Consider the following 24,959-nt stretch of genomic DNA (forward strand, 5'->3'; position numbering starts at 1 on the left):
GTGCTCCAGCATGCATCTAACTAACTGACTGTGGTAAATCTATATCAGCCGATGCAGATAAATGGCAACAGGGGAAACAGTGATCGACCGACCGCAATGCGACGTCCGGGCCCGTACGTGCCCATGTATGCGCGAAACCAGCATGTACGGGATCTAGGAGGCTCCTTTCCTCTGCGAATGGGGTTCGCAAGTCAGATGAAATCTGCAGCGGTAGAGATCAGGTTTTAGGTACGGGATAGCAGGGGGCGGCGCACCGATATGTTAAAGTCGAGATATATTCGGCTGGGTTGAAGGAGAGTGCTGGGGCATTGAAGGATGCAGCGCACGCCCACCGAGGGGTCTACGGAATTTCCGTGATGTCGGAACTGTCCGGAGTCGGCCCACAGACATTGAGACTCTACGAACGTCGCGGACTGTTGACTCCCGCACGCACCAGTGGGGGAACGCGGCGTTACAGCGCGGCGGACGTCGACAAACTGCGCCGTATTACCGCGTTGATCGGCGACGGAATCAACTTGACCGGAATCGGTGTCATTCTCTCACTTGAAACCGAGAACGCGATCCTTGCTGCGCGGATCGCTCAGCTGAGCGAGACGGCCGGGGACACACCACCGGAAGTCACTCCCGAGACTGTTCAGCCCAGTTCGCTGGTGTGACGAATGCTGCCGAATTCCGCATCGGCAACGATGATGTTTCCGTCAGATTCGAGCTGTTCGACCGCGGAATCGAATGCGTCGATGAGCCACGGCTTCTTCGCCTCGCCGAGCAGCGTGTCCATGCCGTCGTCGCCGGTTTGAAAGATGCGCACCAACCAGGATTCGCTGGCGTCAGGTTCGTCCCATAGTCCTCGCGCGGCGTTCGTGGCCAGGACGTAGCGGTTGTACTCGAGGTCGACGCGAATAGCGTAGTGGCCGTCCACATTCACGACGTTGGCAGGCCGTTGGGACGCCGCGGCCAGTGCAGTCAACGCGTCGTCGTACATCTCGGATAGCTTCTTCGTGAGAGGCATGTCGTCCTACCCGTGCTCGACAGCGCCATGCACCGGGCACGGCGTAAACGGTCAGTTGCCCCGGCAACGACCGGAACTGAAATGCATCCTAACCCTGAGCTGCTCACGCCACTGGATTCGTCTCAGTCGGTGACGATCGGCAGTCGTCACATGGCGTCCTTCGGTTGCGTGTCGATATTGGCATCAAAGGAAACCGGCCGCGGTGCCTGAACGATATACGAGTAATTTTTCGCTCGAAGTCATCGAGACGAAATCAACCTGCGACCACAAGGAACCATGGCAGAAAGCATTGTTCGGTTGCAGCGACAGCCGAGAACAGGAAGGGCCTGCCCGAACTCAGGGGGTGCGTAGCGTCGTCCCCGCTCCTGTAGACCCATCTCCGTTCTCCACTTGACGTTGTGCGCGTACAACATCACGATGACTGCGCATTGACAACCGTCCCACCGCCGCGGCTCCTAGGAACAAGATCACCGCGCCGAGGCTCTCGAAGAAAGCCAACTGCTGCACAGCCCTCATCGCGGGTTCGGTCGCCGACGGCGTCCCCTCCTCCCCGAGATGCAGCACCGGCGCCAGTGTCGGGCCAACGATGAACCATGCGCCCCCGACGACCGCCAACCACGCCCCGAGGCTGGCGACAGCGCGATTGGCACTGAACAACAGCAAAACCCCGCCGATGACGGTGACCACCCCGGGGAGCACTTCGAGCCAGCCCCGACCCGAGGTCCACGTCCATGCTTGATCCGGCAAGAAGGAGAACGAGAAGTACGGTCCCACAAAGGGAATGAGCGCTCCCCAGAGTCCGAGCGCAATCAGCAAGATGCCGCTGACAGCGCCCCGGCTGCGCGGCACCCACATCCGACCGGGCGGTCTCACATCGTGAACCGTTCCGGTCACGGGTTCCCGACCTTCGCCATCCTCGAGGCGAGCGTCCTCGCGATTTTCTCGAGATATTTTCCGATCAAACATGTTCCACTCCTCAGCCGTGACATGTGAGATGCGCGACGGACGTGGGATGCGCGATAGCCGAGACCGTTAACTGCGGATCACTTGTGTGTCGCGGCGGCCATACGCGAAGTACTCCCTCGTTTCGGCCGTGTGCCTAGCGGTGAGACAAATCGGGTGTCGCGGCCGGCCCTGGTGCCCGGGGCCCAGGCGTCAGTAGTAGTGCCGCCGACCGCCTACGGCATGTCCTGCAGCGCCAGGCGCGAACAGAATGACCCCGACGACCACGAGAATGATGCCGATCGTCCACAGAATCGAGATTCCAGTCAAGAAACCGACGATCAACAAAACAATTCCAAGATCCGATCACCTTTGAGGTCGACGTACCCGCTGGTCACGGCCCTCAAACAAGGTGGCTGGACTGCGCGCAGGTACGGCCACTCCTCACTCGACTGTTTTCGTGTGATGGCACAAGGCGTCCTAGTTTGCCGTTTGATCGTGGTAGGACGCCAATGGTTTGCCACGTCTCATAACACCCACTCAAAGATCAAGACCTCTACCAAGACTACGAAGAAGGTGATTCGAGCAAAAGGTGGACGAAGAGTTGGTGCATCGGGGGGTAAGTCTTCGCCGTACGAAGCATGGACGGTCGAAGAATTGACGCATCGAGCCAAAGAACTTGACCTTCAGTGTGATTCGAATCTCGAGAAGAGCGAACTGATCGATGCTCTCCGAAATCACTGAACCTCACCGTTGGTGTGAGGTCGGCATGGACATTCGGTCCCTGTGCATGCGGCATAGGTTCACGGGCAAGGGCTTGTAGTCGCGAACAGCCCGCAGATTCCCCGTTCTCTCTGCGGGAACGGAAATCTGCGGGCTAGCCCATCGCGGTCCGAGACGCAGATCATGCGAGTATGGCCACCGCGGCGATGAGGAAAACGATGACAACCAACGCGACCGCGACGATCGCTGCGATCCCGGTTACTGGAAAGCGTTTGACGGTCGAGGGTTCGGGTTCGGACAATCCCGACGTCTGTGGAGCGTCGGGTGGGGTGCTCCCCGGCTTGACCCCGCCTCCGGGTTCCAGGTCAGGGGTATTCTCCGGATCTGGTTCGGGCGGTGTAGAAGTCACGATCTACCTCCCGGTCAACTTCCCTCGGAAGTCCTCGTCGATGCCTCAGGCTGCCGGAGCGCGTCGGTAAGTTTCGCACAGAACGCCGGCAAATCATCGGGCTTGCGGCTCGATATCAACGTATTCGGGCCAGAAGTACAGACGACCACTTCCTCGTCAACCCACGTGCCGCCGGCGTTCGTGATATCGGTACGCAAACTAGGCCACGACGTCAGCGTACGACCGGCCACCACGCCGGCTTCGACCAGCGTCCACGGTCCGTGGCAGATCACTGCGACAGGCTTCCCAGCATCGAAGAAACTCCGGGCGAACGCCACCGCCTCTGGATTCATGCGGAGAAAATCAGGGTTGGCCACGCCCCCCGGCAGGACGAGAGCGTCGTATTCGGACGACTTCGCCGACTCGACCGCCGCGTCCACGTCGAAGACGTCAGCTTTGTCGAGATGGTTGAACGCCTGGATGGTGCCGGATTCTGTCGAAACAATCGACGGCTGAGCGTGTTCGGCAACCAATGCATCCCAGGGATCTGTCAACTCGATCTGTTCGACTCCCTCCGTCGCCACGAGGAATGCCACCTTCTGTCCTGCGAGTAATTGACTCATGCTTGAACGTCCTTCCTCATCTTCGTCACACCCGTCGAGCGACTGCTCAGCTGGATGTGCCCTCGGTGTCGTCGAAGAACGACCATTCGCCATCATGGTGAACTTCCATACGCCATCCCAGTTCCGAGTTGTCCGCGCGGGCATCCACAAACCAAGCATGCGCATCGTCAGCGCTCTCGATGTCGCGCGTCGCGGTGACGTCGCCCGCAGGATTGATCACTCTGTAAGTAGCCATTCCTCTCACCTTCCCCAGCCGACGTTTCTTCAATCATCGACCGTGACGACGAATCAACGCTGCACCGCATCAATTACGTCAGGTGCCGGCCGAACGCGTCTTCACTCCGACTGTCCGGTTCGCACCCGAGGGATCGGGGATACCGCTGATGGAGACCTGGGTCGACATATATGGATCTACGACTGGATCTACGACTTGGTGATCCCCGAATGCCCCCGATGGGCAAACCGTCGGCGATCATCTCGCACGGAGGGGCGAAGCCATCGGAAGTCGAGACACATCACCACACCCATGCCGATACTCAGCATCACAAGCAACAGAACAACATTCAGCACCGTGTTTCCACCCTTCTGTCGGGCCGGCAGTCAGGCTGCGGTCACGCCGCGAACCTCTATGGGCAGCGATTCACGCCTTGCCGAGGCCGCGGAAACCTTGGCACGCGGCAACTCTCCGACATCTCTTGCCACACAACGGTCTCCGGAAGGCGCGATTCCCACGATCTCGCGCCACCACCTTTCGCGCTCTTCGGATTCCGTCCACACCACGACATCCACCACGAGTCCTCCTTCACCGACCCCCGATTTGTTACCCATCTCACGCACTGAGGAAACGTGACGTCACCTGCGACGGGTCCACGCGGTTCCTGCGTCTTTCTGAAGGTGAGCGCGAGAGCATCGGGTTCCGCAATGTCCGCCCGGAGGCAGTTTCGTGGGCAGCAATCGACCACGATCGTCGTAGCGCTGAACATGGAGCCCTTGACTGGTTCCGCCGTTGGCGGCGGTTGCAGCGAGAATCGCCTGGTTGTCCGACTCGAAGAACTCGTCACCGCTCGATCCGTCCGCGAGCGTTATCTTGTATCGCTCCATCACGCCACCACCGTTTCGATACGAAACCATCTCGTAGGCAATGTGTTTCAATTTCTACACGTACATCGGCTGCCATGTAGGCAGTGACCGAATGTTCGAGTCGGCGCCGCATCCACTCAGTATCTATCGCGTACACCGTAGATTTGGTATACCACCGAGGTAAGATCAGTTCAAGATCCTGCAGAGAAATTTGCAGACAGGAGATACGGTCTCGCACACGTCCGGACATCCGGTCTCCCCGCCCGTCCTGGCCTCTACGGAAACTCGGTGACCGGCGTAAACCATCGGCAGTTCCGGCTTCTACGTCGACGTCACCGACGACCGAGCCTTCGACATCCTGGTCTGTCACTCACGACGAACGCGGCGACCTCACCGATTAGGCCGCGCACGGTAGCAGGCGATTCGACGGCTATACCACCCTGCGCGCACCCTTCGATCACCTACATTTACTCAACGGACCCATGCCCTGAAGTGGCACCATGTGGGTCTTTGGATATTGCTCCCGCTCGCGCCGACAGTAGTGCGATAACCTGGTGCCACTCCGGGCATTCTGTGCAGTGCCCACTCGCCACCTGGGAATACGATGCTCACGACCCCGACGGGAGCAACGCCGATGACATCGCCTGAGCAGGCAGGGCGTGCCGCGTCTACGGCGTCCCTCTCGGTTCCAGCTTTCCCTGATCAACTCCGTCTACTTCGAGCCATGGTGCGGGCTGCGGCCGACCATCACGGCCTTTCGATGGACGCACTGGCCGACCTCGTCATCGCAGTCGACGAGGCCGCCACCACCCTCGTCAGTCATGCTCGCCGCTCCAGCACACTGGTGTGCACATTTGACGCCGTCACCTGCCCGAGCCGGCTCCGAGTGATCCTCGCTGCAACGACATCGTCTCCGGTCGACGCCAGCACTTCGTCGTTCGGTTGGATCGTTCTGCGGACGTTGGTCGATGACGTCATGTTTGAACAAACACCAGCAGCGGCCCCTACCGGCGACCGATCTGTGACGATCACCTTGGAGAAAGCTCTCCCGGCGAGCTCATGAGCGCTGCCCCGAAAGAGAACAATGCTTACACGCACCTCACCGATCTGTTCGCTGAGATGACAGCGCTGGCGGACGGCGATCCCGAACGGGAACGGCTCCGGACACAGATCATCGAGTCAAGTCTGCCGATTGCCGACAACATCGCTGCCCGGTACCGCGGACGCGGGCAGTCCCACGAAGACCTCGTCCAGGTCGCACGTCTCGGCCTGGTGAACGCCGTCGACCGCTTCGACCTCGGCAAGGGCCGCGACTTCCTGTCCTTTGCCGTCCCCACGATGATGGGCGAAGTGCGCAGATACTTCCGGGACAAAGGCTGGGGAGTCCGGGTTCCTCGCTCGCTGCAGGAGAACTACCTCGCACTCAACAAAGCGCACACTTCCCTCACCCAAAGCTTCGGACGCGAACCCACCACCTCCGAGCTCGCTCACGAGATCGGCGTCGAACCCTCCGGGGTCGGACAGATCGCCGCCGCCGGCGACTCCTATCAAGCAGCCTCCCTCGAAGCGACAACAGTCGGCGACGGACGGTCCATCGGGGACACACTCGGCGACTTTGACGCCGCACTTGACGGCATCGACAACCATGAAACTCTCCGTCCTGCGCTACTCGCTCTCCCCGAACGAGAAGGGATTATCCTGCTGTACCGATTCTTCGGCGGACTTACTCAAGCGGAGATCGCGGAGAAAGTCGGCATCTCGCAAATGCACGTCTCCCGATTGCTGACCCAGTCGCTGAAAACATTACGTGCCGAAACTCGGAAAACTCAGCTGAACCTGCAGTCAGGCCTTACCTTTCAAATCCCCACACTGACGCGCTGACACATCCGCAATGACGATGCGGATGTTTGGACTGCCCCTCCGACGGGGAAGTTGTGGTCGGTCCGCCGGACAATGCACCCCACTCTGGCCCGGCGGACCCCTCAGATACGAGGAGGGTCCGATTGCCGTGGACGGGAGGCCGTGTGGGCTGCGTCGATTCCTGCTCGGACGCGGTCGAACTGGGCACCGATCAGCCAGCGAAGTTCATCGTCACCGATACCGTTGTCCCCGAAAGGAATTGCATCCACCGGGATGCCGTCGATGACCACCTTGCCGACCGTACCGATCACCGAATCATCCTGACGGCGCACGATCACCCGACCCGCAGCGAGCACCTGGTCGATCACCGACGCTCGATCAAAACCTTCACCGCCGCGGTACACATGAACGCCCATGCCCTCGTCCCACACCGATACGAACCAGTCCACCGCATCCTCCTCTGCCCTGCCGAGATACACGCCCCGCGTTCACCGCTTGGGAAATGTTTCCACTAACTCCGTTGCGAGTGCTGAGAGCCGGATTTTCCGGCGCTGGGACTGTTCCACCAGCACCTCGAACGCGCGATCCTCGTCGCCCCCGTGCGCGGCCATCCACATGCCCTTCGCCCACTCGATGATCCCCTGTGTCTTCATCGCCTCCCGAAGTCCTTCGAGTTCCACTCGCCACTGCTCTGCACGGCGCGCCTACCAGATCGGCCCATCGACCGCGACGACGAAAACCTTCAAAAAAATCTCGTCGACCTCGCTGAGCTGTAGAGGTTCAACGCACCCACCAAGTGGCCGTCGGTCATCAGCGGTGCAGAGAAATAACTTGCCACTCCTATTCCGGCGACATTGCTCGTTCCGGCGACATTGCTCGCGAATTCGGGCCACCGCTGCGCGGCATCATCGAATCGGACCCGAACCACTGGCCGTGTGCGTGCCGATTCCAGGCACGGGCCCTCGCTCGCCCGGTACTGATCGACGTCGACATCGAGCGCACGCTCGTCGGTGCATGCCACCGTCTCCGGCCTATTACTCATCGTCACCCCAGCCGTGTCCGCAGTAGGGATCGTCGCCACGACCTGCGAGCACACCGACTGCAGCAGCGCGGACAACTTCATCGGGGTCCGCAGAAGCGCCCCGAAATGTTCCACCGCAGTGGCGATTTCGTCGGGATCGTACTGTTGCGCGGCCCTCGTGCCGACGAACGGGGACAACGTATCCAGCGGAGCGGAAATATCGTCGCAATCCATGGTGGTCCTGTCTCGCAGGCACCAACCTGCGCACACTCGAAGGTGGCGGCGCTGGCTTCACCGATACCCTGACCTTACCCGGAGGGATACCGCGAGTGCATTTCCCATCACTATGCAGGCGGGGACTGCCCGGTGTCACACGTCGGTGCCGAGGTGGGCGCCGCGATCATCTCTCGTGCGATCTCGGCTATTCGACGTTGCTGCGAGAACGCTTCAGCGCGCTACCGAATGAGTGCCTCATCCACCGGGAGCCCCCATTGCGCTGCCAACATGCCGCGCCGACACCGTGTCGTCCATCGCCATACTGGGGCATGCACGGGACCGAGTTCGGAAATCACCACCCGCCCGATCGAGGCTGCATACGGTCGGCACGTCAAGTACTCGTGCTGTGCCATCGCAACCGGAGCCCGCCCGTATATCTCGAACACCCCGAACGGTTCCCCGCCGGCATCGACAGGGTAGGCATAGACGCTCGCAGCTCCCCACGCTGCCGCTTGCGTCGAGAACATCGGCCACCGCCCGAGCGCCTCGCCGCTGACGATATCGTCATGCAATTCAGGGCGGTGAAAGCACTGCGCCCACACTGCCCTTCACCGAGTGTGAACTGCATTTCGTCAGTTCCTCAGCAAGGGTTCCGGTGGTGCAGATCAGATCCCGTGTCGTTTCGGACACGAACAACGCCACGACCGCCCCGTCGACACCGGTGCACTCCACCAAGGCGCGAGACAACTTTTACGTGTCCACAAACGGTTCCGACGGAACCTGCTCGCCGCGAGCGTGGTTACAGCAGCGAAGTCAAGCGGTCCGTACTTCACGTACTCGACGGCCCAATCGTGAGCGAAGAGGCCGCGCGCATCATGGCACGGCACGGCTACTTTGATGGAGCAACGCTGGCGCTTGCCGTCACCGGCGAGGCCGGTCCACATCTGCATGAGGACGTGCCGCCGGGGACCGTGTGGTTTCGGAATTGTCAATCGCCGGGTATCCGCTGCGAAGCCAGTCGAGCACGGATTTCAGTGGGTGATGCACCTGTCACCTCAGTTCAGGAGACAACAACGCCGATACAAAGTGGTCTCCCTCGACCTCACCTCTGTCCGAAAGTCGTTTATCCCCTCTGTTGATTGGGAATCGCCCCACGCAGAGACCGAACCCCGGGCCCGCGGAGCGCGCGTCATACCGGTAGCCCGGAAGCGACTGCGGGACCGAAAGAACGAGAGAACCATCATGGCACAGCGAAATTATCGTCGCACCTGTCGCACCTATTCCGCAGTGCAGATAGCCGCGGCAGCCGTCGGTGCGGTGTTTTTCCTAGTCGGAATCCTCGGCTTCATTCCCGGTGTGACAACCAATTACGACATGCTGACCGGCGCGGGTCATCATTCCGGTGCGAAGCTCCTCGGGATCTTCGAAGTCTCCGTTTTGCACAACGTGGTTCATCTACTCTTCGGTGTGGCAGGTCTGGCAATGGCACGTATGGCTCGCAGCGCGCAGGCGTATCTAATCGGGGGCGGAATCATCTACCTGGTGCTGTGGATCTACGGCATGCTGATCGATCAAGACAGTTCCGCCAACTTCGTTCCGGTCAACGATGCCGACAACTGGTTGCACTTCGGGCTCGGAGTAGGCATGGTGGCAGTCGGATTCTTGATTCCCCCTCTCGCGCAGCGGGAAAGCCACACGGACAGCCCAATTCGGTGACGTCCCCGCAACTACGGCGAGATGCCGGCAGCCACGTTTCTCATACGACCACCCTAGGCAACCGTAGGTCATGACCTCCCTGTGGCTCGAAGGGGCGCGCCCCGAATACTCATCCGAATTCTCCGAGCGTGAGTACGACACCATTGTCGTCGGGGCAGGTATGACAGGTGTGGTTACGGCATTGTTGTTCGCCCGGGCCGGTCGTGCGGTGGCGTTACTCGAATCCAGGACCGTCGGAGCTGTCACAACCGGCAATACGACTGGCAAGATCAGTTTGCTCCAAGGCACTCGACTGTCGAGCATTGCAAAGAAGCACTCACCGTCGGCAGTGCGCTCGTACGTCGAGGCCAATAGGGAGGGACGACAGTGGCTGCTGCGATACTGCGCCGACAATTCTGTTGCAGTACAACGTGAATCGGCTTTCACGTATACCACCAGCACTGGCGGTACCGTCTCCTTGCGGGAAGAATTGGATGCAGCACGTGCGGCGGGACTCGATGCCCACTGGACCGACGTGGTCGATTTGCCGTTCCCGGTGGTTGGCGCGCTCCGCTTGGATGATCAAGCACAATTCGACGCAGTCCAGGCACTCGACGCGCTGGTCCAGGATTTCGTCCAGTGCGGTGGAACAGTGCACGAAGGGACCCGGGTCCGGACCGTGCACGGTAATCGTCATCGACGTTCGGTGCATACCAACCGCGGTGTAGTGACCGCTGCTCGAGTCGTGATCGCCACGGGAACACCAATACTCGATCGAGGTGCATTCTTTGCCCGCTTGGAACCACAACGCAGCTACGCTGCTGCCTTCACAGTTCCCGGCGATATTCCACGAGGAATGTACATATCTGTCGACAAACCGGAACGGTCGATTCGTTACGCTCCGCGCAACGACAGCAACTTGCTACTCGTCGGTGGTAACGGCCACCCAGTCGGGCGCGCAGCATCGCCATCACAGTGTCTGCAAGAGTTGATCGATTGGACTGGCAAGACCTTCCCCGGCGCCGAGCTGACGCATTCCTGGTCCGCACAGGACTACCGGCCTGTGAACGAACTCCCTTATGTCGGAGAGCTTTTGCCGGGCGACCCCTCGATCCTCATTGCCACTGGTTACGCGAAATGGGGGATCACCAACTCGGTCGCTGCCGCGCTGACACTGGTTGCGAGTGTCCTCGGCACCCGAGCACAGTGGTCAGCAATCTATACCCCATGGGATTGGAATCAAGTGTCCGGAGTGCCCCATGCTGTTCGGGTCAATGCTGGAGTGGCCGTTCACCTGACGAGCGGCTGGATAAAGCCTTTGTTTGAGCGACTCGCGCATAAGGACCCAGAGTCCAGCAGTCATGGCCAGGTCGTATGGGAAGGGCTTACGCCTGTCGCCCGAAGCACTGTCGGCGGCGTGATGCAGGAGGTTTCCGCGGTGTGCCCGCATCTTGGCGGCATAGTGAGTTGGAACGACGCCGAACGATCTTGGGATTGTCCACTGCACGGATCACGCTTCACTGCGAGCGGTGAGCTTCTGGAAGGCCCTGCAACCGAAGATCTCTCATGACGTGGACATCTCAGCTCGTTCCATGGCCTCGAGCTCTAACGGTGTGGTGCTTTCGGACGGTTCCGCGATACCCGCCATTCGGCAATTTCGTCGGATCGAGCGTTCCGTCGCCAGCATAACGCTCGACTTTGTTCCCCTATTCACACCATGATTGGCTTTCGTGCCCTCCAGGATGGCCTCATTATCCGATCCAAAATACTCGTCGAGAGTAGATCCGTCCGGCATCGTGACCCGAGGGGCCCATCTCGTCACCCTTGCTTCCGCATCGTGGTCGAAACGGGATAGGAGGGCACCCGTCACGGCTCGCGCTTTCCTGTGAAATGTTTGCGCGCGACTACGAACGCGACTGCACCGACCAAGACAAGAATCACCAATATCTCCATGCCGCACAACTACCCGATGCCAGCTGATCGCAATCGGCGGATCCTGCGACTCGTTCATGGCCGCAATTCAGCCCCGGTTCTCGAGCCAAAGAGCTGTGGACAAAACCGTCGCAAATGCACACCAGACCGGGTACGGCGCCAATGCCACTCCCGCCGTTCGTCTGACCGGAAGTGTCCGTCCCGTCAAGTCTGCGCTGCTTACAGTCAGGATGGCTGCGACGACGGGTGCTGTACGGAGTCGATGCGAACGAAAGAACACCCAACTCCAGCCGGCGTTCACGAGGAGGTTGGTCGTCAGGGCTCGGGTGTAGTCGCGAGCAGCGGTCTCGTCCCCGTTCTCGGTCAGGCGCTCAAGAGTCAGGGCGGTGCTTACTGCGATGTCGGCGTACAGAACGGTCCATACGACAGGGAAGGTAATAGGCGGCGGCTGAAATGATGGCTTGCGCAGCTTCTCGAACCATGGGCTTCGATCTGGCCATCTCGATGCAACTGAACCGGCAACGGCGGCCGCCGTTGTCATCGTTCCAGTGCGCGGGAGCCATTTCCGAAGGAAAGAGCGGCTTTCGGGCATCGGGCAACTCCTCATATTTTGGGCGGGTGTTTCACCTGGTGGCACAATCAGCGCGTGTTCGCGTGTCTCCGAATGCACTGCCGGGACTCGCGACTTCCAGCCGAAACGGCTCGTTCGGGCGCGCCTGAGCTTTGCGCCCGACTGCAGCCAGCTCACACTTATGCCTCGGCGAATACTCCGGACTCCGCCGACTCGATCTGTTCGACTCCCTCCGTCGCCACGAGGAATGCCACCTTCTGTCCTGCGAGTAATTGACTCATGCTTGAACGTCCTTCCTCATCTTCGTCACACCCGTCGAGCGACTGCTCAGCTGGATGTGCCCTCGGTGTCGTCGAAGAACGACCATTCGCCATCATGGTGAACTTCCATACGCCATCCCAGTTCCGAGTTGTCGGCGCGAGCATCCACAAACCAAGCATGCGCATCGTCAGCGCTCTCGATGTCGCGCGTCGCGGTGACGTCGCCCGCAGGATTGATCACTCTGTAAGTAGCCATTCCTCTCACCTTCCCCGGCCGACGTTTCTTCAATCATCGACCGCGAAGACGAATCAAGCTCTACCACCGCAGTTCACGGAGCTCGAGTTCCGAATCTGCACCCAGCGTTGAATGTGTGGTCGGTACTCCACAAGACCCATCTCTTGGAATGCGTCGATCCATCCTTGCATCGGCCACTGTCCCCACCTCTGATGAAACACCCACGCATTCGCCAGAATGCTCTCAAGGTGCTCGACGGGTGGATCCGACACGGGATGGAATTGATGGTAGGCGTCCGCTCCTCCGACCCAAATCAGTTTCACGCCTTTTTCGCGGGCGGACCAGGCAAAATCGGTGTCCTCCCCGCCATACCCGACGTAATCCTCGCAGAAGCCTTCCAAGGTTTGCCATGTCAGTTCAGTGACCGCGAAGGACAACGACCAGAAGAGGTCGAAGTCGTCCCCGCGGAGAACCGTCCTGTCGGGGGGCGCCGGCCTTGCTGGATGTGGATTGTGGAGCAGTGCCATCTCATCCGGCGTAATCGGGGAAGACAACGGCTGCGTCAAATAGGTGACGGGTCCGCAGAAAAGAGAGGCAGTAGAGTTCTCTGCACATGCAGTCTCGTGATATCGAGCGAGAAGAGTCGGTGCTGGAATGCAATCGACGTCGAGGAACACGAGCAGCTCGGCGCCGCGGCATCGAGCTTTTGCTGCTCCGATGTTTCGGGCAAGGGCGAGCGGGAGAGGGTCCCCTTCTGGAACGTCGATTTCCACAACGTGGGCAGAGCTTCCCTCCTGCGCGACGACGGTTTTCACCGTCTCGTCGCCCATCGCGACGACGACGTGCGAGTACGGCAGCTTCGCACTCGCAGCGAGACCACGCAGGTGCATCCGCAAGTGCGCGTGACGCCCATGCACAATCGTAATCACCGCTGTCCTCACGTCAGCGGGCCTTGTGCCGTCTCGCGACTGACTCGATGACTCGCGCTGCACGGGCAGCGGCACCCGAAGTCCGCCACTTTGACCAGCCTTCGCGATCGAGAGCCTGTGCCTGGGTGATCAAATCGGGCCAGGATTCGAGTGCCGGCCATTCTTTCAGCGTCACCGCGAGATTGTGCAGGGACAGGGCTCCGGCGGTCGCGACCTGTTCTCCGAACGGACGTTCCTGTGCGATCACTATGGCGGGCTTACCGGCGATCGCGATGTCGGCCACCGCGTTCTGGCCTGCGTGCGAGACTACGACGTCGCTCGAGCAGATCTCCGGCCAGGGATCTGCGACCCACGTCCCTCCCGGCAATCCGAGTCCTTTCCAGTGGAAGGAATGATGCTGTGCCGCAGCAGCTTGAACGTCAGCGTTCGAGACCGCTGACCCACCGGCGCCGCTCAACACCAGAACTCGCGGAGACGAGGAATTGTCGACGGTACGAGATGCGCTCTCCCGGCCTTCGAACCGGCTGATACCTCCCGCATAAGTCGTCTTGTGCTCATGGGGGCGGAGCCAGCTCGGGTTGTATATCTCTTGCGGCCAGGCGGCGATGATGTGATCTGCAAGTCGATACGCTAGCTGATGGGTGAAATCGGTCCTGTCTCCTGGCATCGCCACGACGATGACCGGGACACCCATCAACCGAATGAACGTCGCGATTTCGACGGATACATCCACGACAACGACGTCGGGACGCGCAGTCGCTACCCACTCGGCGACTCGTGCCATCCGAGCGCGAAGCCCGGTTTCGTGAATCGGTGCCCAATGAAGAGCATCGTTGGCCGTGGGGTCGAGCTCATGTGCGTCGCCGTAGTCGAGTTGCAACTGAACATGATCGTCGAAGGCTTCCACTGCAACCGAATCGGCACTGGTGAGCGCGGTGACGTCGAGATTCAGTTTCCTCGCGATCGACGCGGCACGGGTGAGGTGACCTCGCCCGTGATGGTGGATGTAGTAACCGATCATCGGCCTACTCGCCGGGTTGTGGCCGTGGGCACAGTTTCCGCCGTGGACGTACCGGATATGGTTGGTGCAGAGTATATTTCGTTGTACAGTGCGACATATCGGTCTACCATTCTTCGCTCCGAACAGTGGTTCACAGCGCGCGCCCGCGCGTGCGGCCGAGCCAGCTGTTTCGCCTCTCCGATCGCGACGGAGAGCGCGGCCACGTCGTCAGCTGGGACCAGCCGACCACAATCGGGCGTGAGGATTTCCGGTATGCCACCCCGCCTGTAAGCCACGACCGGGGTCCCGCAGGCAAGCGCCTCGGCCACGACCAACCCGTAGGGCTCGTCCCAATGCGGGGTCACGAGTGCAACAGCAGACATCCCTACCGCGGCAACGAGATCGTCAGTCACCAGATGGCCGAGATATCGAACTGAGTCGCCGAGTTGTGGTTCGATTCGCTCTCTGAAATACGTATGGTCACTGATCGGCCCGGCAAGCACCAACGGCATACCGGATTCTCTGGCGGCTGCAATCGCATGGTGGGCGCCCTTTTCCGGAACGATGCGTCCGAACCAGATCAGTCGATGCCCACCGGGCCCCTGACGCCATTGATCGGTATCGACGCCGTTGTGCACGACGTCGACGTCGCCGGCTGCCTGTTTCCATGAATCGGCGGTGAAACGGCTCACCGCAGCAAACCGACCGGGAGACCCACCTGCCGCGATGGCTGATTCCAGCCACGGGGTCGGCGGCGTGTGCAAAGTGGTGAGCACAGGAGCACTCAGCGTGGACGCCATCGCCACGGGTAGGTAGTGCAGGCTGTGATTGTGGATGATGTCGAAACTCTCCGCATAGTCACGAGCGAGGCGGAGCATGAGGTCGAGATAGGCATGGTGTTCTTGCATGAAATACTCTGCCGGCATGGAGATGTCAGTTCTGGCAGCCGTACTGATGGGGGCTGGGCGGGCGTCGATCAGCTCACAAGCGAGCTGCGGATCTGACCCATGTCCGGCGAAAAGGGTGACATCGTGGCCGGCTTTTCGCAGAGCTGCGGCCAGATGCCATACGTGAGCTTCGAGACCGCCGGCGAACGGTTGATTGACGGGATAGCGACTCGATGCGATCAGAGCTATGCGTAACGCGCTCATGCGAGAACCTTCTCGTAGATTTCGCGGTGAGCAGAGGCAAGGAATCGGCGCTGCCTGCTACGCATTCCAGCGGAAAGACGCACGGGCTCTGCTGAATACAGTTCACGAACACATCGATCCAGCGACTCCGGGTCGAAATGACGCTCGTCGAACCCGTAGATTTTGCAGTCCTGCTGTTGTGCGTAGAACCCACAGCTGGGAGCGATGACGGATGTCCCGAGGTCGTAACATGCCTCCAGCCATCCAGAATGCGTACCGAACCGATACGGCAAGACCGAAACCGACAGAGACATCAGATATCTCCACAACTCGTCGTCGGTGAAATACGGATGTACCACCACCTCTACACCCGGTCGATCATCGTATTCCAAGAGCTTCTTCGCGGCCTGCGGCGCATACCAATGATTGTCGGGATCGAAGATCTCATCATGGACGTTCACAACCAATCGCGCACCCGGCAACGTCGCAATCGTCGAAGACAGAGTGTTCAACACCGGAAACGGATCCATGTTGGGACGCAGGCTTTTCACGTGCACTCCCACGGTGAATTGTGTTCCCGGAGGTCGCGCAAGACCGAAGTTGTCCAATTCGATCACATGAGGATGAGGCAGCACAGCGCATTCCCGCCCCCAATCGTTCGCGACCGATGCAGCCGCCCCCGGTGTCAAGGTGATCAGAGAGTCCGCCGCCGGTACCAACACGTCTAGTATCTCCCGGTGCGACTCGGGATCGGGATGGTGGGGATTTCGCAGGTCATGCACCGTGTAGACCAGAGGAATATCGTGACTGCGTAACTCGTGGACGATGTCCTCCATTACCTGCGGTGCGATCGCGTCGAAACCGAAGTGGACATGAAAAAGATCAAAAAGGTGATGATGCTCGCGGATCCATCCCGGATCGAGCATCACCGGAGGCCACCAGCCGCCAGGAACCTTACGGCCATCCGCGGGGACCGGATCGTCAAGACGAACGACGCCGTCTTTTCCCATGGGTTGCGCCAAGTGCCGGACGTACACGTGCGATGCAGGTACAGACGCAACCCGAATCACGTCAGCAGTTCGGACCAAGTCTGCAGCTCGAACCGCGTCGACTCTTGTAGAGACATTAATGTCGGTCGACAACCGATCACCGGGATGGGCTCCCCCGTTCATCTCACTCCTTGCATCGGATCGGGGCGCGTTCGCGCCGAAGAGACGAGAAAAAGGCTTGTTTCTCGCTTCGGCGGCTGGTTCCTCAACCGCGATACCTCATTACCATAGCGTAGATGTATCTTTCGGGTTCCATTGAACGGGAGCATGTTTCGAACATTGCGCGACTGGGTTGTTCGACGAGCACTTAGAACGCGCGCTCCGGTCGATCAGTCGAAACGAAGCGCGATTATTCACGTCGAGGACGCGCGAACTCGAGGACCCGCTCAGGGGCCACTGCATACGGTGCCAATGTCCAATGCATACGGTGCCAATTGATCCGGACCGCGCCGGTGAATTCTGGTTCGCCTATCTCGACCATCGTCCGGGAAGAACGCTCAATGGCCCTTTTGGTCCAGAAGTTCGCGGTTTTCCAATCGCTTGACCCGCCGATGTTCCATCAAGATTGCCAGGGCCCCGACGATGAAGGAGATCACGCATACACTTCCGGCGATGACCGCCCACCCGCGAAATCCGTAACCTGCTGCCACCAAGGTTAATCCGAGAGTTGCTAATCCGAGGCCGACTAACAGGTATCCGGGATAGTTGCGTCCGTCTGTGATCGCCTCCCCGACGTGGGATCGATTCGTGCGTTCATTGTCCACAGGGACAGGTTCGACTTCTTTCGGCTCAGTCACAACACACACTCCGTCCAGCATTCATGACAACGTGTCACAGTCCTCGTTGTTCGTTCGCAAGGCATCTACCCCGGCCGTGCACGGATGAAACAGTGAACTCCACAACAAGACAGGCCACCACGCCCGGGATCCGTACCGTTGGCGTTGTCGAGCAGAAGAGGTGCTAGCGCCCATGCAGCTCAACGCTGCCGTAGCGGGAATCGTCCTTCCGGTTCCGCATCCGGGCGCTCCCGTTTGTTGAATGGCCTCGGGTTATTGCTTGGAGGCATCGGCCCGGCACCTTAGGAGCGCTCCAGACGGTAGACGCTCCGTGCGACCTGACGGTGATCGGATGTCACCGAGGAACCATTTCCCGGCGGACGAGCCAATCTGGGCATCGGCACCGGTTGATGGGGCCCTCACTGCGTTTCTCGATCAGCACGCCTCGGTCCTCCGTCAGGCGTTGTCGCAGGAGCGCATCAGAGTGCGCGTTGACTGCAGCATCGAGCCAAGTACCTCTGTTCTACCTTGACCGCTCCACTCGCGTTCTCCGAACTTCGCTGGCGCGGTTTGCTCGTCGAAACTTATGGTGCCGCAAGATGTGTCCTCGTAGTTTCACTTGCTCGATGGCCGCAGAATACCCGTCGGTACGTCTAGCCGTCGCGCCCGAACGATTACGAAGTAACGCTGGATCACCGCGATTCAATCCGCCGATCAGCCAGTTGCGTAGTCGAACTGTATCTCCGACAACATGTTGTGTTCAGTGCCACCAGGTATCGAGTGGTGTGACCGGCACCGTGCGCTTGTGACGAGTGCTGGTGAACATCTTCTCGAGCTTTTCGGCTACCTCGGAGGAAACGTCCTTTCCTTCGAGGTAGTCGTCTATCTGTGAGTACGTGACGCCGAGGGCAACTTCGTCGGGCAGCGCGGGTCGGTCGTCCTCGAGGTCGGCGGTCGGCACCTTGCGCCACGTGCTCTCGGGTGCGCCCAGTTCCTGCAGGAGTGCAGCGCCCTGACGTTTGCTCAGGCCGGTGAGCGGCGTGATGTCGACGCCGCCGTCACCGAATTTCGTGAAGAAGCCGGTGATCGCCTCCGCCGCTTGGTCGGTACCGATTACCAGGTAGCCGAGCTGACCGGCAATCGCATACTGAATGACCATTCGTTCGCGCGCCTTGATGTTGCCGCGGACGAAGTCGCGCAGTTCACCGTTCCCCAACGCCTCGGAGGCTTCACGGGCTGTGGCGTCGGCACCTGGCTTGACGTTGACCGTGAGAGAGCGGTCCGGCTTGATGAAGCCGAGTGCGATCTGAGCATCGGACTCGTCGGCCTGCGCGCCATAGGGGAGTCGAACAGCGACGAACTCGGCCTCGTGGCCTTCTTCGCGGAGTTCGGTGACCGCACGTTGGGCGAGGGCGCCGGCGAGCGTGCTGTCCTGACCGCCGCTGATTCCCAGAACGAATCCTTTGGCGGGGGTCGAGCGCACGTAGTCCTTCAGGAACTGGACTCGCGAGCGAACCTCCGCTGCGGCGTCGATTGTCGGCTTTGCGCCGAGTTCTTCGATGATGCTTTCACGCAGTGTGGCCATGAATGGACTCTAGCGATGTGAGCAGGCGCGCGCAGGCCCGTCGCTCTTCTGGCCCGCAAAGTTGGGTACGACCAGGTCGACACTGTTGATTGCCAAAGCCGCTGCGAGTGCCGGTGTTGCAGCGAATCGGGAAACGGGTGCGAAAAGCCGACCGCCGTCGGCATACCCTTTGGACGCTCATTCCTCGACTACTGCCGAAGTTGGCGTTCGCCGCTACCACGGGTGACTCGTTGTCCGAATCGCAGTCGTCGTCGGAGACCGAACTGTTGGGCAACGTGATTCTGGAGCAGTCCAGTCCGAAACGATGCGCTCTCCCGCATGGTTTCGTGAACATTCGGGTAGAAAACCTGTCGGGATCGAACCCCCTGAACTCAGGAGTCGACGATGATCGTTAGTTTGCCAGGTGTGTACCGACCGCAGGACGATACGTCGCTGTTGATCGAGGCACTGAAGTGTCAGCGGGTGACGGGGTCCACTCGCGTTCTCGACCTCTGCGCCGGAACCGGCGCGTTGTCAATAGCCGCTGCCAAGGCTGGAGCTGGTCGCGTTCTCGCGGTAGACATTTCACGCCGGTCAATTATGAACGTCAGGCTCAACCGCCTCCTCAACAAAGTGAGTGTCGAGGCACGTCGTGGAAACCTTACCGAGGTGCTGACCGGAGAAATGTTCGACCTCGTGGTTTCGAACCCGCCGTACGTCCCATCCGAAATCGACGAACTGCCGGCTTCAGGACTTGAGAGAGCCTGGAACGCCGGTACCGGCGGCCGGGTTCTACTCGACCGAATCATCGCATCGGCCTCTGACTTCCTTGTGCCAGGAGGGTCTTTGCTGTTGTTGCAGTCCGCGATGTGCGACATCGGAAAGACCGGAGCCATGCTCGAAGAACGGGGGATGACTGCAGAAGTCGTTGCTGGGAGATCAATCCCGTTCGGCCCGGTCCTGCGCTCGCGCCGCGCGATGCTTGAGCGCCGTGGGTTAATTGAGCATGGGCAGGAAATCGAGGAATTGGTGGTCGTGCGCGCCAGCAAGCCGCTCCCGATGGTCCACGGAAAGCGCAGCGACGGCGTGGGGTCGCACACGGGGATGACAGGTGGAAATCCGTGCAAAAAGGAAGAGGCAGTATCGAATCCGCGCTCATTGGTGCTTGAGGAAACAGAACGTGGGGCCTCCCAGGGCGACGACGGCGATGTAACGGAGCATCTTCGCAGGATGCTGACCGGCGTGGGATTCCGAATTACCCACACTGTGACCACCCGGACCGCCACCGACATAGAGTCCGTGCTCACACTGGCGCCCAAGGGTTGTGTCCTCATTCGGACTGATTCGTACACCGGTGTGACGGAGGTAATGCTACAGATCGAACACGTAGGCCATGAGGTCGCTGCGTATCTACGAAACCATCTGCCGAAGAACATTTTACGGGAGGCAAAAATCAGTGTGGAATCGAATCGTCTTCAGAACAGGGCAGCGCAGATCCGTTGACCGGTTTGAACGTGAAGCGACACAATACGAGTGCTCGACATCTGTTGGAGAGGACAGGACATGAGTAACGACCCTCGGCCCGATTTGCCGACCGAAACCGACTTCGACGAACTATGCAAGCGCCTGGCAAGTGTCGCAATGGCGCGAGGTTTGACGGTGTCGACGGCAGAGTCCCTGACGGCGGGAAATATTGCCGCACACCTGGGTAAGGCGCCGGATGCGGGTTCATGGTTCACTGGTGGGATCGTCGCGTACAACCGGGAGGTGAAGCGGTCGGTCCTCCACGTTCCGAACGGCCCTGTGGTGAGCGAAGAATCCGCGCGAGCCATGGCGCACAGCACAGCCACCCTGTTCGGAACCACACTGGCGCTCGCCGTCACCGGGGAAGCCGGGCCGCAAACCCAAGAAGACGTGACTCCGGGAACCGTCTGGTTCGGGATCGTCGACCACGGAAGAGCGCACACCGAAAAGCAAGTATTCTCAGGCGAACCGGAGGACATCCTGGCCGCCACGATAGAGCATGCGATCAAACTTCTTGTGCGGCACGCCTCCACGGACGCCGCGTCTACCTCCGGCGGAGTCCCGTCGTGAGCCAGCGGACGTCGACTGCGGAGGAGCCTAGTCTCTGAAAGGCCTTGGACGATGACATCTCGCCCCGATCACCCGAGCTGGGCCCTGGCCGCGGTAGCCGAGTATCTCGGAGTCGCATCCGAGATACTCGGCAGACCCGAAGTATGCGTGGTGAGCGAAAGTGGCAAGGATGCTCGTCATGTGCAGCCTGGCGACATATATACAGCCTGACCAGGTGCCGAGCACCACGGCGGCGAATTCGTAGCTGACGCAGTCGCGCGGGCGCCATAGCTGCGGTAAGGGATCGCCCAACTGAGATTGGATGTTGGGAGTGGACAGCACTTGAAAAGCGTTAGGACCATTGGCTTCTTGGATACACGGCCAACCCTTCTCGATGTTGGACCTCGGGCAGCAAACTCAGCGGTATCGCCGAACCACATAGCCGATACCCGATCCCAGTGTGCCAGGCCAGTAGGTCGAGAGTCGAGATCGCAGGACTCGTTTTGTAAGTGCTAGGTGCCTCTGCCGTTCAGGAAGCGCTCTCGTGGTCTTCCAATCCGACAGCAAGTCGCAGTTCGCGCAAAGCTTTGTCGAGTTCGGGGTGCTGCTGAGCGAGTTGTTTCATCAGATCGGCCAGTCCGTCGGCGATGGCGTTCAACTTGTGCTGCACGACGTCGTCGGATCGCTTCTGTGTGTTCTGCAACAACGCCACCAACAGGAACGTCACGATGGTGGTGACAGTGTTGATAATCAGTTGCCAGGTGTCGATGGTGCCGAGGAGGAAGAACGACGGCGCCCAGAGCACCACTATCACCGTGCACACTACGAAGAACCATCCCTGCGAGGTCCGTGCACCGGCGTAGATCGCGAACCTATCGAAGACGGAGATAGTTCGTCGAAACTTCGGAGAGGAGAACTGCAGGCGGCTTCATCGTTGGGGCCTCGCTCGATTCCGGGACATTGGGCTGACCGTAGCCGCAAACGTCGACGGCGCTCGCTAGTTGTGCGTGGTGAGGCGGGAACGCTGCTTGCGGCGGCGGAGCACAAGTACGAACACCACTAAGAGACCGAGCGCCGCCGCGACGGCTGCAGGCCGCTGCCTTACCCGTTCCACGTCACGCGACATCTCACCCTTGACGCGGGCCGGTACGTCGGCCTTTTCGGCGAGTACGCCTACGGTTGCGGCTAGAGCCTCACGTTGGGCTCGAACATTCTCGTCGGGTCCGTCTGCGGTAGTGCTCATTTCACGCCCTTCTTGGCAGTAGCGATGTCAGCTTTGACGCTTTCGACGGTCTCTTCCGGAAGTGGTGGCGCCGCGGACTTCGCTCGTTTGGCTCCCACGAGTGCGGTTATTGCTCCGATGGCGATCACGATTGCCGCGATGATCAGAGCTGCAAGCCAAGGTTCGAGGGTTGTGGCCAATCCGAGTACTGCTGCCGCCAGAAGTACCGCGAAGCCGTACAGCAGCAGCAGTGCGCCGGCGCCGGAGATACCGACCCCTACACCGAACCGGGTGCTCTTCGTCTTGACTTCGGCTACTGCGTGCGACATCTCGGCCCGTACGAGGTCGGACACCTGCTCGGTGAGGCGCTCGACGAGTTGTACGGTCGACAGTGCGTGCGGGTCTACGCCCTCTGTGTCGACAGTTTTCGGCGGCGCGGTGCTCGGAACGGTTGCCCGGCTATCGGATCGCTCGGTCATGGTCGACGTCCCTTCGTTGTCTTCGCCGCCGTGCGTTTCGCGAAGTTCGCGACCGGCGGCGATATCGTGTGCGTGCAGACGAGCGTTCTTTTCCGAAACGCTGGTGTCCCGAGGAGGCAGCCGCAGGAATTCTTCGGCTTCGATTCCGGCCTGTAACTGCCGGCCGCGTTCGAGTTCCGCGTCAACTTCTGCTCCGAACAACAACGCAAGATTGGTGATCCACAACCAGAGGAGGAAGATGACCGCCCCGGCCAACGATCCGTACGTCTTGTTGTAACTACCGAAATGACTTACATAGAAAGCGAATCCGACTGAAGCCACGATCCACACTGCAATAGCGAGTGCTGCTCCGACGCTGATCCAACGAAATTTCGGCTGTTGCACATTGGGAGTCACGTAATACAGCACCGCCACCGCCAGCGCGACACAGATCAGAATGACGGGCCACTTCGCAATATTCCACGTCGTCACCGCGCCGTCTCCGATGCCGAGCTGATCACCCAGCGCCTTGGCGACAGGTCCGCTGACGACCAGCATCAAGATCACCGCGGCAACCAACAGAAGTCCTGCGAGGGTGACGACCAGTTGCAGAGGACGAAGTTTCCAGACCGGCCTGCCTTCCTCCACCTCGTACATACGATTCATCGCTCGCCCGAATGCGCCGACATAGCCGGAGGCCGACCACAACGCACCCGCGAGACCGATGATCAATGCGAAACCGGCGGTAGGGGCCGCCACCAGTTGTTCGACGGTGCCACGCATCGTGTCCACGGCCGAGCCCGGTCCGACAGCGGCTACCAGTTCCATCACCGTGTCCACACTGGCACGCCCCTGGCCGACAACTCCCAGCAGGGACACCAGCGCCAGAAGCGCCGGGAACAGTGACAGCACAGCGTAGTACGTCAAAGCCGCCGCCAGATCGGTGCACTGATCGCGAGTGAACTCTCGGGCAGAACGTCGTGCTACGAACTTCCACGACTGCGCCGTCAGGTCGGTCGGATCGGAAGGCTTACGCGCGTCGTCCGCATCAACCGTGTGTGTCACCATGCCCGAGTTGCTACCCAGTGAGCCGGGTGTCGAAACTCGGTCGAGACTCCCCTAGCTTCCGTACTCCTCTCGATCGAGGACAGCGAGCGCCGCAAGTAACCCACGGCTGGAGAGAACTATCGAAGGTGCGACGGACGTTGTGACTGTTCCCTGCTGCACGAGCTTTTCGAGTGCGGTCAATCTTTCACGGGCAAGGGGCAAGGTCGTGACGGAACGATGGTCGGTAGGGTCGTGCACCGGACCTCTTCCCGCATCGGCAAAGGCTATGGCCATCGCTTCGAGCAACTCCGAGACGGCACTTTGCAAACTCCCGTTCTCGTTGAAATCGCTGTCCTCGACGGCAAGGATCAGGCCCATGAGATGTAGCGCTGCTCGATCGAGTGCTTCGGCGGCCGGGCGAAACAACTCGGATCCTCCTATACGCAACCACCCACGTTTGCGAAAGTTTCCGACCAGGCTGGCTTCACCGTCCATCACCGCGGTCTCCGCGGCAACGGATTTGTTCACCGACAGAGCGCGTTGACGCCATGAACCCTGTGTTCCAGCACTGGCTTTCACGTCCGCGGCCATCTGTCGGAGAATGTCCGCGACCTCATGCGTACGTGCCACCAAGAGGTCTCTGGCGTCGGAGAGATAGTCCGGCGGCACCAACACGGCATTGACCGCGATGCCCACGAATACTCCGAGCACTACGTCACCAATGCGGTGCATCACCAAGTACGGGTTGGTTGCTGTTCCGTACAGAAGGACCAATACGGCGGTGACGGCGACCCAAATCCCGTCAGGCGACAACCGCGGAATGCGGCCGACGAGTATTCCTGCACCCGTTGCGATGGCCAATGCAGCGACGGTCGGAAGGGTCACCGCCGCGACGGCGGCCACAACAACTCCGAGGACGACCACACTGACCTGGCGGGCGGCCACCCGCATCGAGTTCCGCACGGTGTTCCCGATGATGAAGAGTGCAGCGTACGGAGCGAGAAATGCTTCAGGGCTATGAAAGACGCTGTTCGCGATCACCCACGCGATGACTACGGCGACTGCGCCTTTCAGAGCTGTGATCAAGCCTATGCTTTCACATCGCTGAATGAGGGGATGCTCGAGAATTGCTTGCTCCTTAACCTTCTACGGTCGT

At 60.2% G+C, this 24,959-nt stretch carries 32 protein-coding genes; 9 read left to right on the top strand and 23 right to left on the bottom strand.

All coding sequences use genetic code 11. The features are described 5' to 3' along the window. The first annotated feature begins 308 nt into the window (after positions 1 to 308). On the top strand, positions 309 to 656 hold the full coding sequence (locus tag PCS43_RS20405; RefSeq protein WP_270923095.1) for a MerR family transcriptional regulator: 348 nt from the start codon (positions 309 to 311) through the stop codon (positions 654 to 656). On the opposite strand, the gene PCS43_RS20410 is transcribed toward PCS43_RS20405, so the two are convergent. The 8 genes from PCS43_RS20410 to PCS43_RS20450 all read right to left on the bottom strand — a co-directional run bounded on the left by PCS43_RS20410 (position 635) and on the right by PCS43_RS20450 (position 4,816). Continuing rightward, positions 635 to 1,009: a hypothetical protein gene (locus PCS43_RS20410; RefSeq protein ID WP_054802388.1), complete on the bottom strand. Its 375-nt coding sequence runs from the start codon at positions 1,007 to 1,009 to the stop codon at positions 635 to 637. The genes PCS43_RS20405 and PCS43_RS20410 overlap by 22 nt on opposite strands. A 336-nt stretch (positions 1,010 to 1,345) precedes the next feature. Beyond that, complete coding sequence (locus PCS43_RS20415) at positions 1,346 to 1,975, bottom strand: hypothetical protein (protein ID WP_064073758.1); 630 nt, start codon at positions 1,973 to 1,975, stop codon at positions 1,346 to 1,348. A 189-nt stretch (positions 1,976 to 2,164) separates the two neighbouring features. Next, a complete protein-coding gene (locus tag PCS43_RS20420; RefSeq protein ID WP_231914995.1) occupies positions 2,165 to 2,305 on the bottom strand; it encodes a DUF6131 family protein in 141 nt (46 codons plus the stop codon). A 550-nt stretch (positions 2,306 to 2,855) separates the two neighbouring features. Next, positions 2,856 to 3,083 carry a DUF6480 family protein gene (locus PCS43_RS20430; RefSeq protein WP_064073757.1) on the bottom strand — a complete coding sequence of 76 codons (228 nt, stop codon included), beginning with the start codon at positions 3,081 to 3,083 and terminating at the stop codon, positions 2,856 to 2,858. Positions 3,084 to 3,097: 14 nt separating this feature from the next. Next, positions 3,098 to 3,685 carry a type 1 glutamine amidotransferase domain-containing protein gene (locus PCS43_RS20435; RefSeq protein WP_064073756.1) on the bottom strand — a complete coding sequence of 196 codons (588 nt, stop codon included), beginning with the start codon at positions 3,683 to 3,685 and terminating at the stop codon, positions 3,098 to 3,100. 46 nt (positions 3,686 to 3,731) lie between these two features. Further along, entirely contained in the window at positions 3,732 to 3,920 is a 189-nt protein-coding gene (locus PCS43_RS20440) for a hypothetical protein (RefSeq protein ID WP_064073748.1), read from the bottom strand. A gap of 365 nt (positions 3,921 to 4,285) precedes the next feature. Continuing rightward, on the bottom strand, positions 4,286 to 4,477 hold the full coding sequence (locus tag PCS43_RS20445) for a hypothetical protein (protein ID WP_231914992.1): 192 nt from the start codon (positions 4,475 to 4,477) through the stop codon (positions 4,286 to 4,288). Between the two features lie 60 nt (positions 4,478 to 4,537). Further along, positions 4,538 to 4,816: a hypothetical protein gene (locus PCS43_RS20450; RefSeq protein ID WP_231914991.1), complete on the bottom strand. Its 279-nt coding sequence runs from the start codon at positions 4,814 to 4,816 to the stop codon at positions 4,538 to 4,540. A 583-nt stretch (positions 4,817 to 5,399) separates the two neighbouring features. On the opposite strand from PCS43_RS20450, the gene PCS43_RS20455 reads away from it, so the two are divergent. Continuing rightward, positions 5,400 to 5,828: an ATP-binding protein gene (locus tag PCS43_RS20455; protein ID WP_152688384.1), complete on the top strand. Its 429-nt coding sequence runs from the start codon at positions 5,400 to 5,402 to the stop codon at positions 5,826 to 5,828. After that, a complete protein-coding gene (locus tag PCS43_RS20460; RefSeq protein WP_082893109.1) occupies positions 5,825 to 6,646 on the top strand; it encodes a SigB/SigF/SigG family RNA polymerase sigma factor in 822 nt (273 codons plus the stop codon). Before PCS43_RS20455 ends, PCS43_RS20460 begins: the two co-directional genes overlap by 4 nt. Before the next feature lie 101 nt (positions 6,647 to 6,747). Here the strand turns inward: PCS43_RS20460 and PCS43_RS20465 are convergent, their stop codons facing one another. The 3 genes from PCS43_RS20465 to PCS43_RS20475 form a co-directional block, all read right to left on the bottom strand. Beyond that, the gene (locus PCS43_RS20465; protein WP_054802362.1) at positions 6,748 to 7,074 is read right to left on the bottom strand and encodes a hypothetical protein; all 327 of its coding nucleotides are present in this window, start codon (positions 7,072 to 7,074) and stop codon (positions 6,748 to 6,750) included. 39 nt (positions 7,075 to 7,113) lie between these two features. Beyond that, the gene (locus tag PCS43_RS20470; RefSeq protein WP_064073755.1) at positions 7,114 to 7,305 is read right to left on the bottom strand and encodes an ANTAR domain-containing protein; all 192 of its coding nucleotides are present in this window, start codon (positions 7,303 to 7,305) and stop codon (positions 7,114 to 7,116) included. Positions 7,306 to 7,367: 62 nt separating this feature from the next. Then, complete coding sequence (locus PCS43_RS20475; RefSeq protein ID WP_064233723.1) at positions 7,368 to 7,880, bottom strand: GAF domain-containing protein; 513 nt, start codon at positions 7,878 to 7,880, stop codon at positions 7,368 to 7,370. 548 nt (positions 7,881 to 8,428) lie between these two features. Here PCS43_RS20475 and PCS43_RS20480 point away from each other — a divergent pair. The 3 genes from PCS43_RS20480 to PCS43_RS20490 all read left to right on the top strand — a co-directional run bounded on the left by PCS43_RS20480 (position 8,429) and on the right by PCS43_RS20490 (position 11,127). Beyond that, entirely contained in the window at positions 8,429 to 9,001 is a 573-nt protein-coding gene (locus tag PCS43_RS20480; protein ID WP_231914990.1) for a CinA family protein, read from the top strand. A gap of 103 nt (positions 9,002 to 9,104) precedes the next feature. Beyond that, positions 9,105 to 9,578 (top strand): DUF4383 domain-containing protein, encoded by a 474-nt coding sequence (locus PCS43_RS20485; RefSeq protein ID WP_064073752.1) that lies wholly within the window; start codon positions 9,105 to 9,107, stop codon positions 9,576 to 9,578. Positions 9,579 to 9,648: 70 nt separating this feature from the next. Beyond that, the gene (locus tag PCS43_RS20490; RefSeq protein WP_064073751.1) at positions 9,649 to 11,127 is read left to right on the top strand and encodes an FAD-dependent oxidoreductase; all 1,479 of its coding nucleotides are present in this window, start codon (positions 9,649 to 9,651) and stop codon (positions 11,125 to 11,127) included. 450 nt (positions 11,128 to 11,577) lie between these two features. On the opposite strand, the gene PCS43_RS20495 is transcribed toward PCS43_RS20490, so the two are convergent. From PCS43_RS20495 to nadE, 8 genes are all read right to left on the bottom strand, one after another. Then, complete coding sequence (locus PCS43_RS20495) at positions 11,578 to 12,081, bottom strand: TspO/MBR family protein (protein ID WP_231914989.1); 504 nt, start codon at positions 12,079 to 12,081, stop codon at positions 11,578 to 11,580. 306 nt (positions 12,082 to 12,387) lie between these two features. Beyond that, the gene (locus PCS43_RS20500) at positions 12,388 to 12,576 is read right to left on the bottom strand and encodes a hypothetical protein (protein WP_064073748.1); all 189 of its coding nucleotides are present in this window, start codon (positions 12,574 to 12,576) and stop codon (positions 12,388 to 12,390) included. A gap of 53 nt (positions 12,577 to 12,629) precedes the next feature. Further along, a complete protein-coding gene (locus tag PCS43_RS20505; RefSeq protein WP_231914988.1) occupies positions 12,630 to 13,484 on the bottom strand; it encodes a glycosyltransferase family 2 protein in 855 nt (284 codons plus the stop codon). Between the two features lie 13 nt (positions 13,485 to 13,497). Continuing rightward, on the bottom strand, positions 13,498 to 14,505 hold the full coding sequence (locus tag PCS43_RS20510) for a glycosyltransferase (RefSeq protein ID WP_064073746.1): 1,008 nt from the start codon (positions 14,503 to 14,505) through the stop codon (positions 13,498 to 13,500). Further along, the gene (locus tag PCS43_RS20515; protein ID WP_064073745.1) at positions 14,502 to 15,635 is read right to left on the bottom strand and encodes a glycosyltransferase family 4 protein; all 1,134 of its coding nucleotides are present in this window, start codon (positions 15,633 to 15,635) and stop codon (positions 14,502 to 14,504) included. Before PCS43_RS20515 ends, PCS43_RS20510 begins: the two co-directional genes overlap by 4 nt. Further along, positions 15,632 to 16,684: a glycosyltransferase gene (locus tag PCS43_RS20520; protein WP_064073744.1), complete on the bottom strand. Its 1,053-nt coding sequence runs from the start codon at positions 16,682 to 16,684 to the stop codon at positions 15,632 to 15,634. The genes PCS43_RS20515 and PCS43_RS20520 overlap by 4 nt, the downstream gene beginning before the upstream one ends. A 476-nt stretch (positions 16,685 to 17,160) precedes the next feature. Next, positions 17,161 to 17,481, bottom strand: coding sequence for a hypothetical protein (locus PCS43_RS20525; RefSeq protein ID WP_064073743.1), 321 nt, complete (start codon positions 17,479 to 17,481; stop codon positions 17,161 to 17,163). 718 nt (positions 17,482 to 18,199) lie between these two features. After that, positions 18,200 to 19,024 (bottom strand): ammonia-dependent NAD(+) synthetase, encoded by an 825-nt coding sequence (gene nadE, locus PCS43_RS20530; protein ID WP_064073742.1) that lies wholly within the window; start codon positions 19,022 to 19,024, stop codon positions 18,200 to 18,202. A 384-nt stretch (positions 19,025 to 19,408) separates the two neighbouring features. Between nadE and PCS43_RS20535 the strand changes: the two genes are divergently transcribed. Genes PCS43_RS20535 through PCS43_RS20545 form a run of 3 tightly spaced genes read left to right on the top strand, consistent with a single transcriptional unit; the run spans position 19,409 to position 21,307 of the window. After that, the gene (locus PCS43_RS20535; protein WP_064233719.1) at positions 19,409 to 20,506 is read left to right on the top strand and encodes a HemK2/MTQ2 family protein methyltransferase; all 1,098 of its coding nucleotides are present in this window, start codon (positions 19,409 to 19,411) and stop codon (positions 20,504 to 20,506) included. 60 nt (positions 20,507 to 20,566) lie between these two features. Continuing rightward, on the top strand, positions 20,567 to 21,097 hold the full coding sequence (locus PCS43_RS20540) for a CinA family protein (protein ID WP_064073739.1): 531 nt from the start codon (positions 20,567 to 20,569) through the stop codon (positions 21,095 to 21,097). A gap of 51 nt (positions 21,098 to 21,148) precedes the next feature. After that, the gene (locus PCS43_RS20545) at positions 21,149 to 21,307 is read left to right on the top strand and encodes a hypothetical protein (RefSeq protein ID WP_214516683.1); all 159 of its coding nucleotides are present in this window, start codon (positions 21,149 to 21,151) and stop codon (positions 21,305 to 21,307) included. 298 nt (positions 21,308 to 21,605) lie between these two features. Here PCS43_RS20545 and PCS43_RS20550 read toward each other — a convergent pair whose 3' ends face one another. From PCS43_RS20550 to PCS43_RS20565, 4 genes are all read right to left on the bottom strand, one after another. After that, a complete protein-coding gene (locus PCS43_RS20550; protein ID WP_248671250.1) occupies positions 21,606 to 21,998 on the bottom strand; it encodes a low affinity iron permease family protein in 393 nt (130 codons plus the stop codon). A 75-nt stretch (positions 21,999 to 22,073) separates the two neighbouring features. Continuing rightward, entirely contained in the window at positions 22,074 to 22,319 is a 246-nt protein-coding gene (locus tag PCS43_RS20555; protein WP_054801532.1) for a hypothetical protein, read from the bottom strand. Beyond that, positions 22,316 to 23,824: a YhjD/YihY/BrkB family envelope integrity protein gene (locus tag PCS43_RS20560; protein WP_064073737.1), complete on the bottom strand. Its 1,509-nt coding sequence runs from the start codon at positions 23,822 to 23,824 to the stop codon at positions 22,316 to 22,318. Before PCS43_RS20560 ends, PCS43_RS20555 begins: the two co-directional genes overlap by 4 nt. 51 nt (positions 23,825 to 23,875) lie before the next feature. Beyond that, complete coding sequence (locus PCS43_RS20565) at positions 23,876 to 24,889, bottom strand: FUSC family protein (protein WP_064073736.1); 1,014 nt, start codon at positions 24,887 to 24,889, stop codon at positions 23,876 to 23,878. Between the last annotated feature and the right edge of the window lie 70 nt (positions 24,890 to 24,959).

It is taken from the genome of Rhodococcus sp. C-2 (assembly GCF_027854095.1).
In the GTDB taxonomy this organism is placed as follows: Bacteria; Actinomycetota; Actinomycetes; order Mycobacteriales; family Mycobacteriaceae; genus Rhodococcus_F; species Rhodococcus_F qingshengii.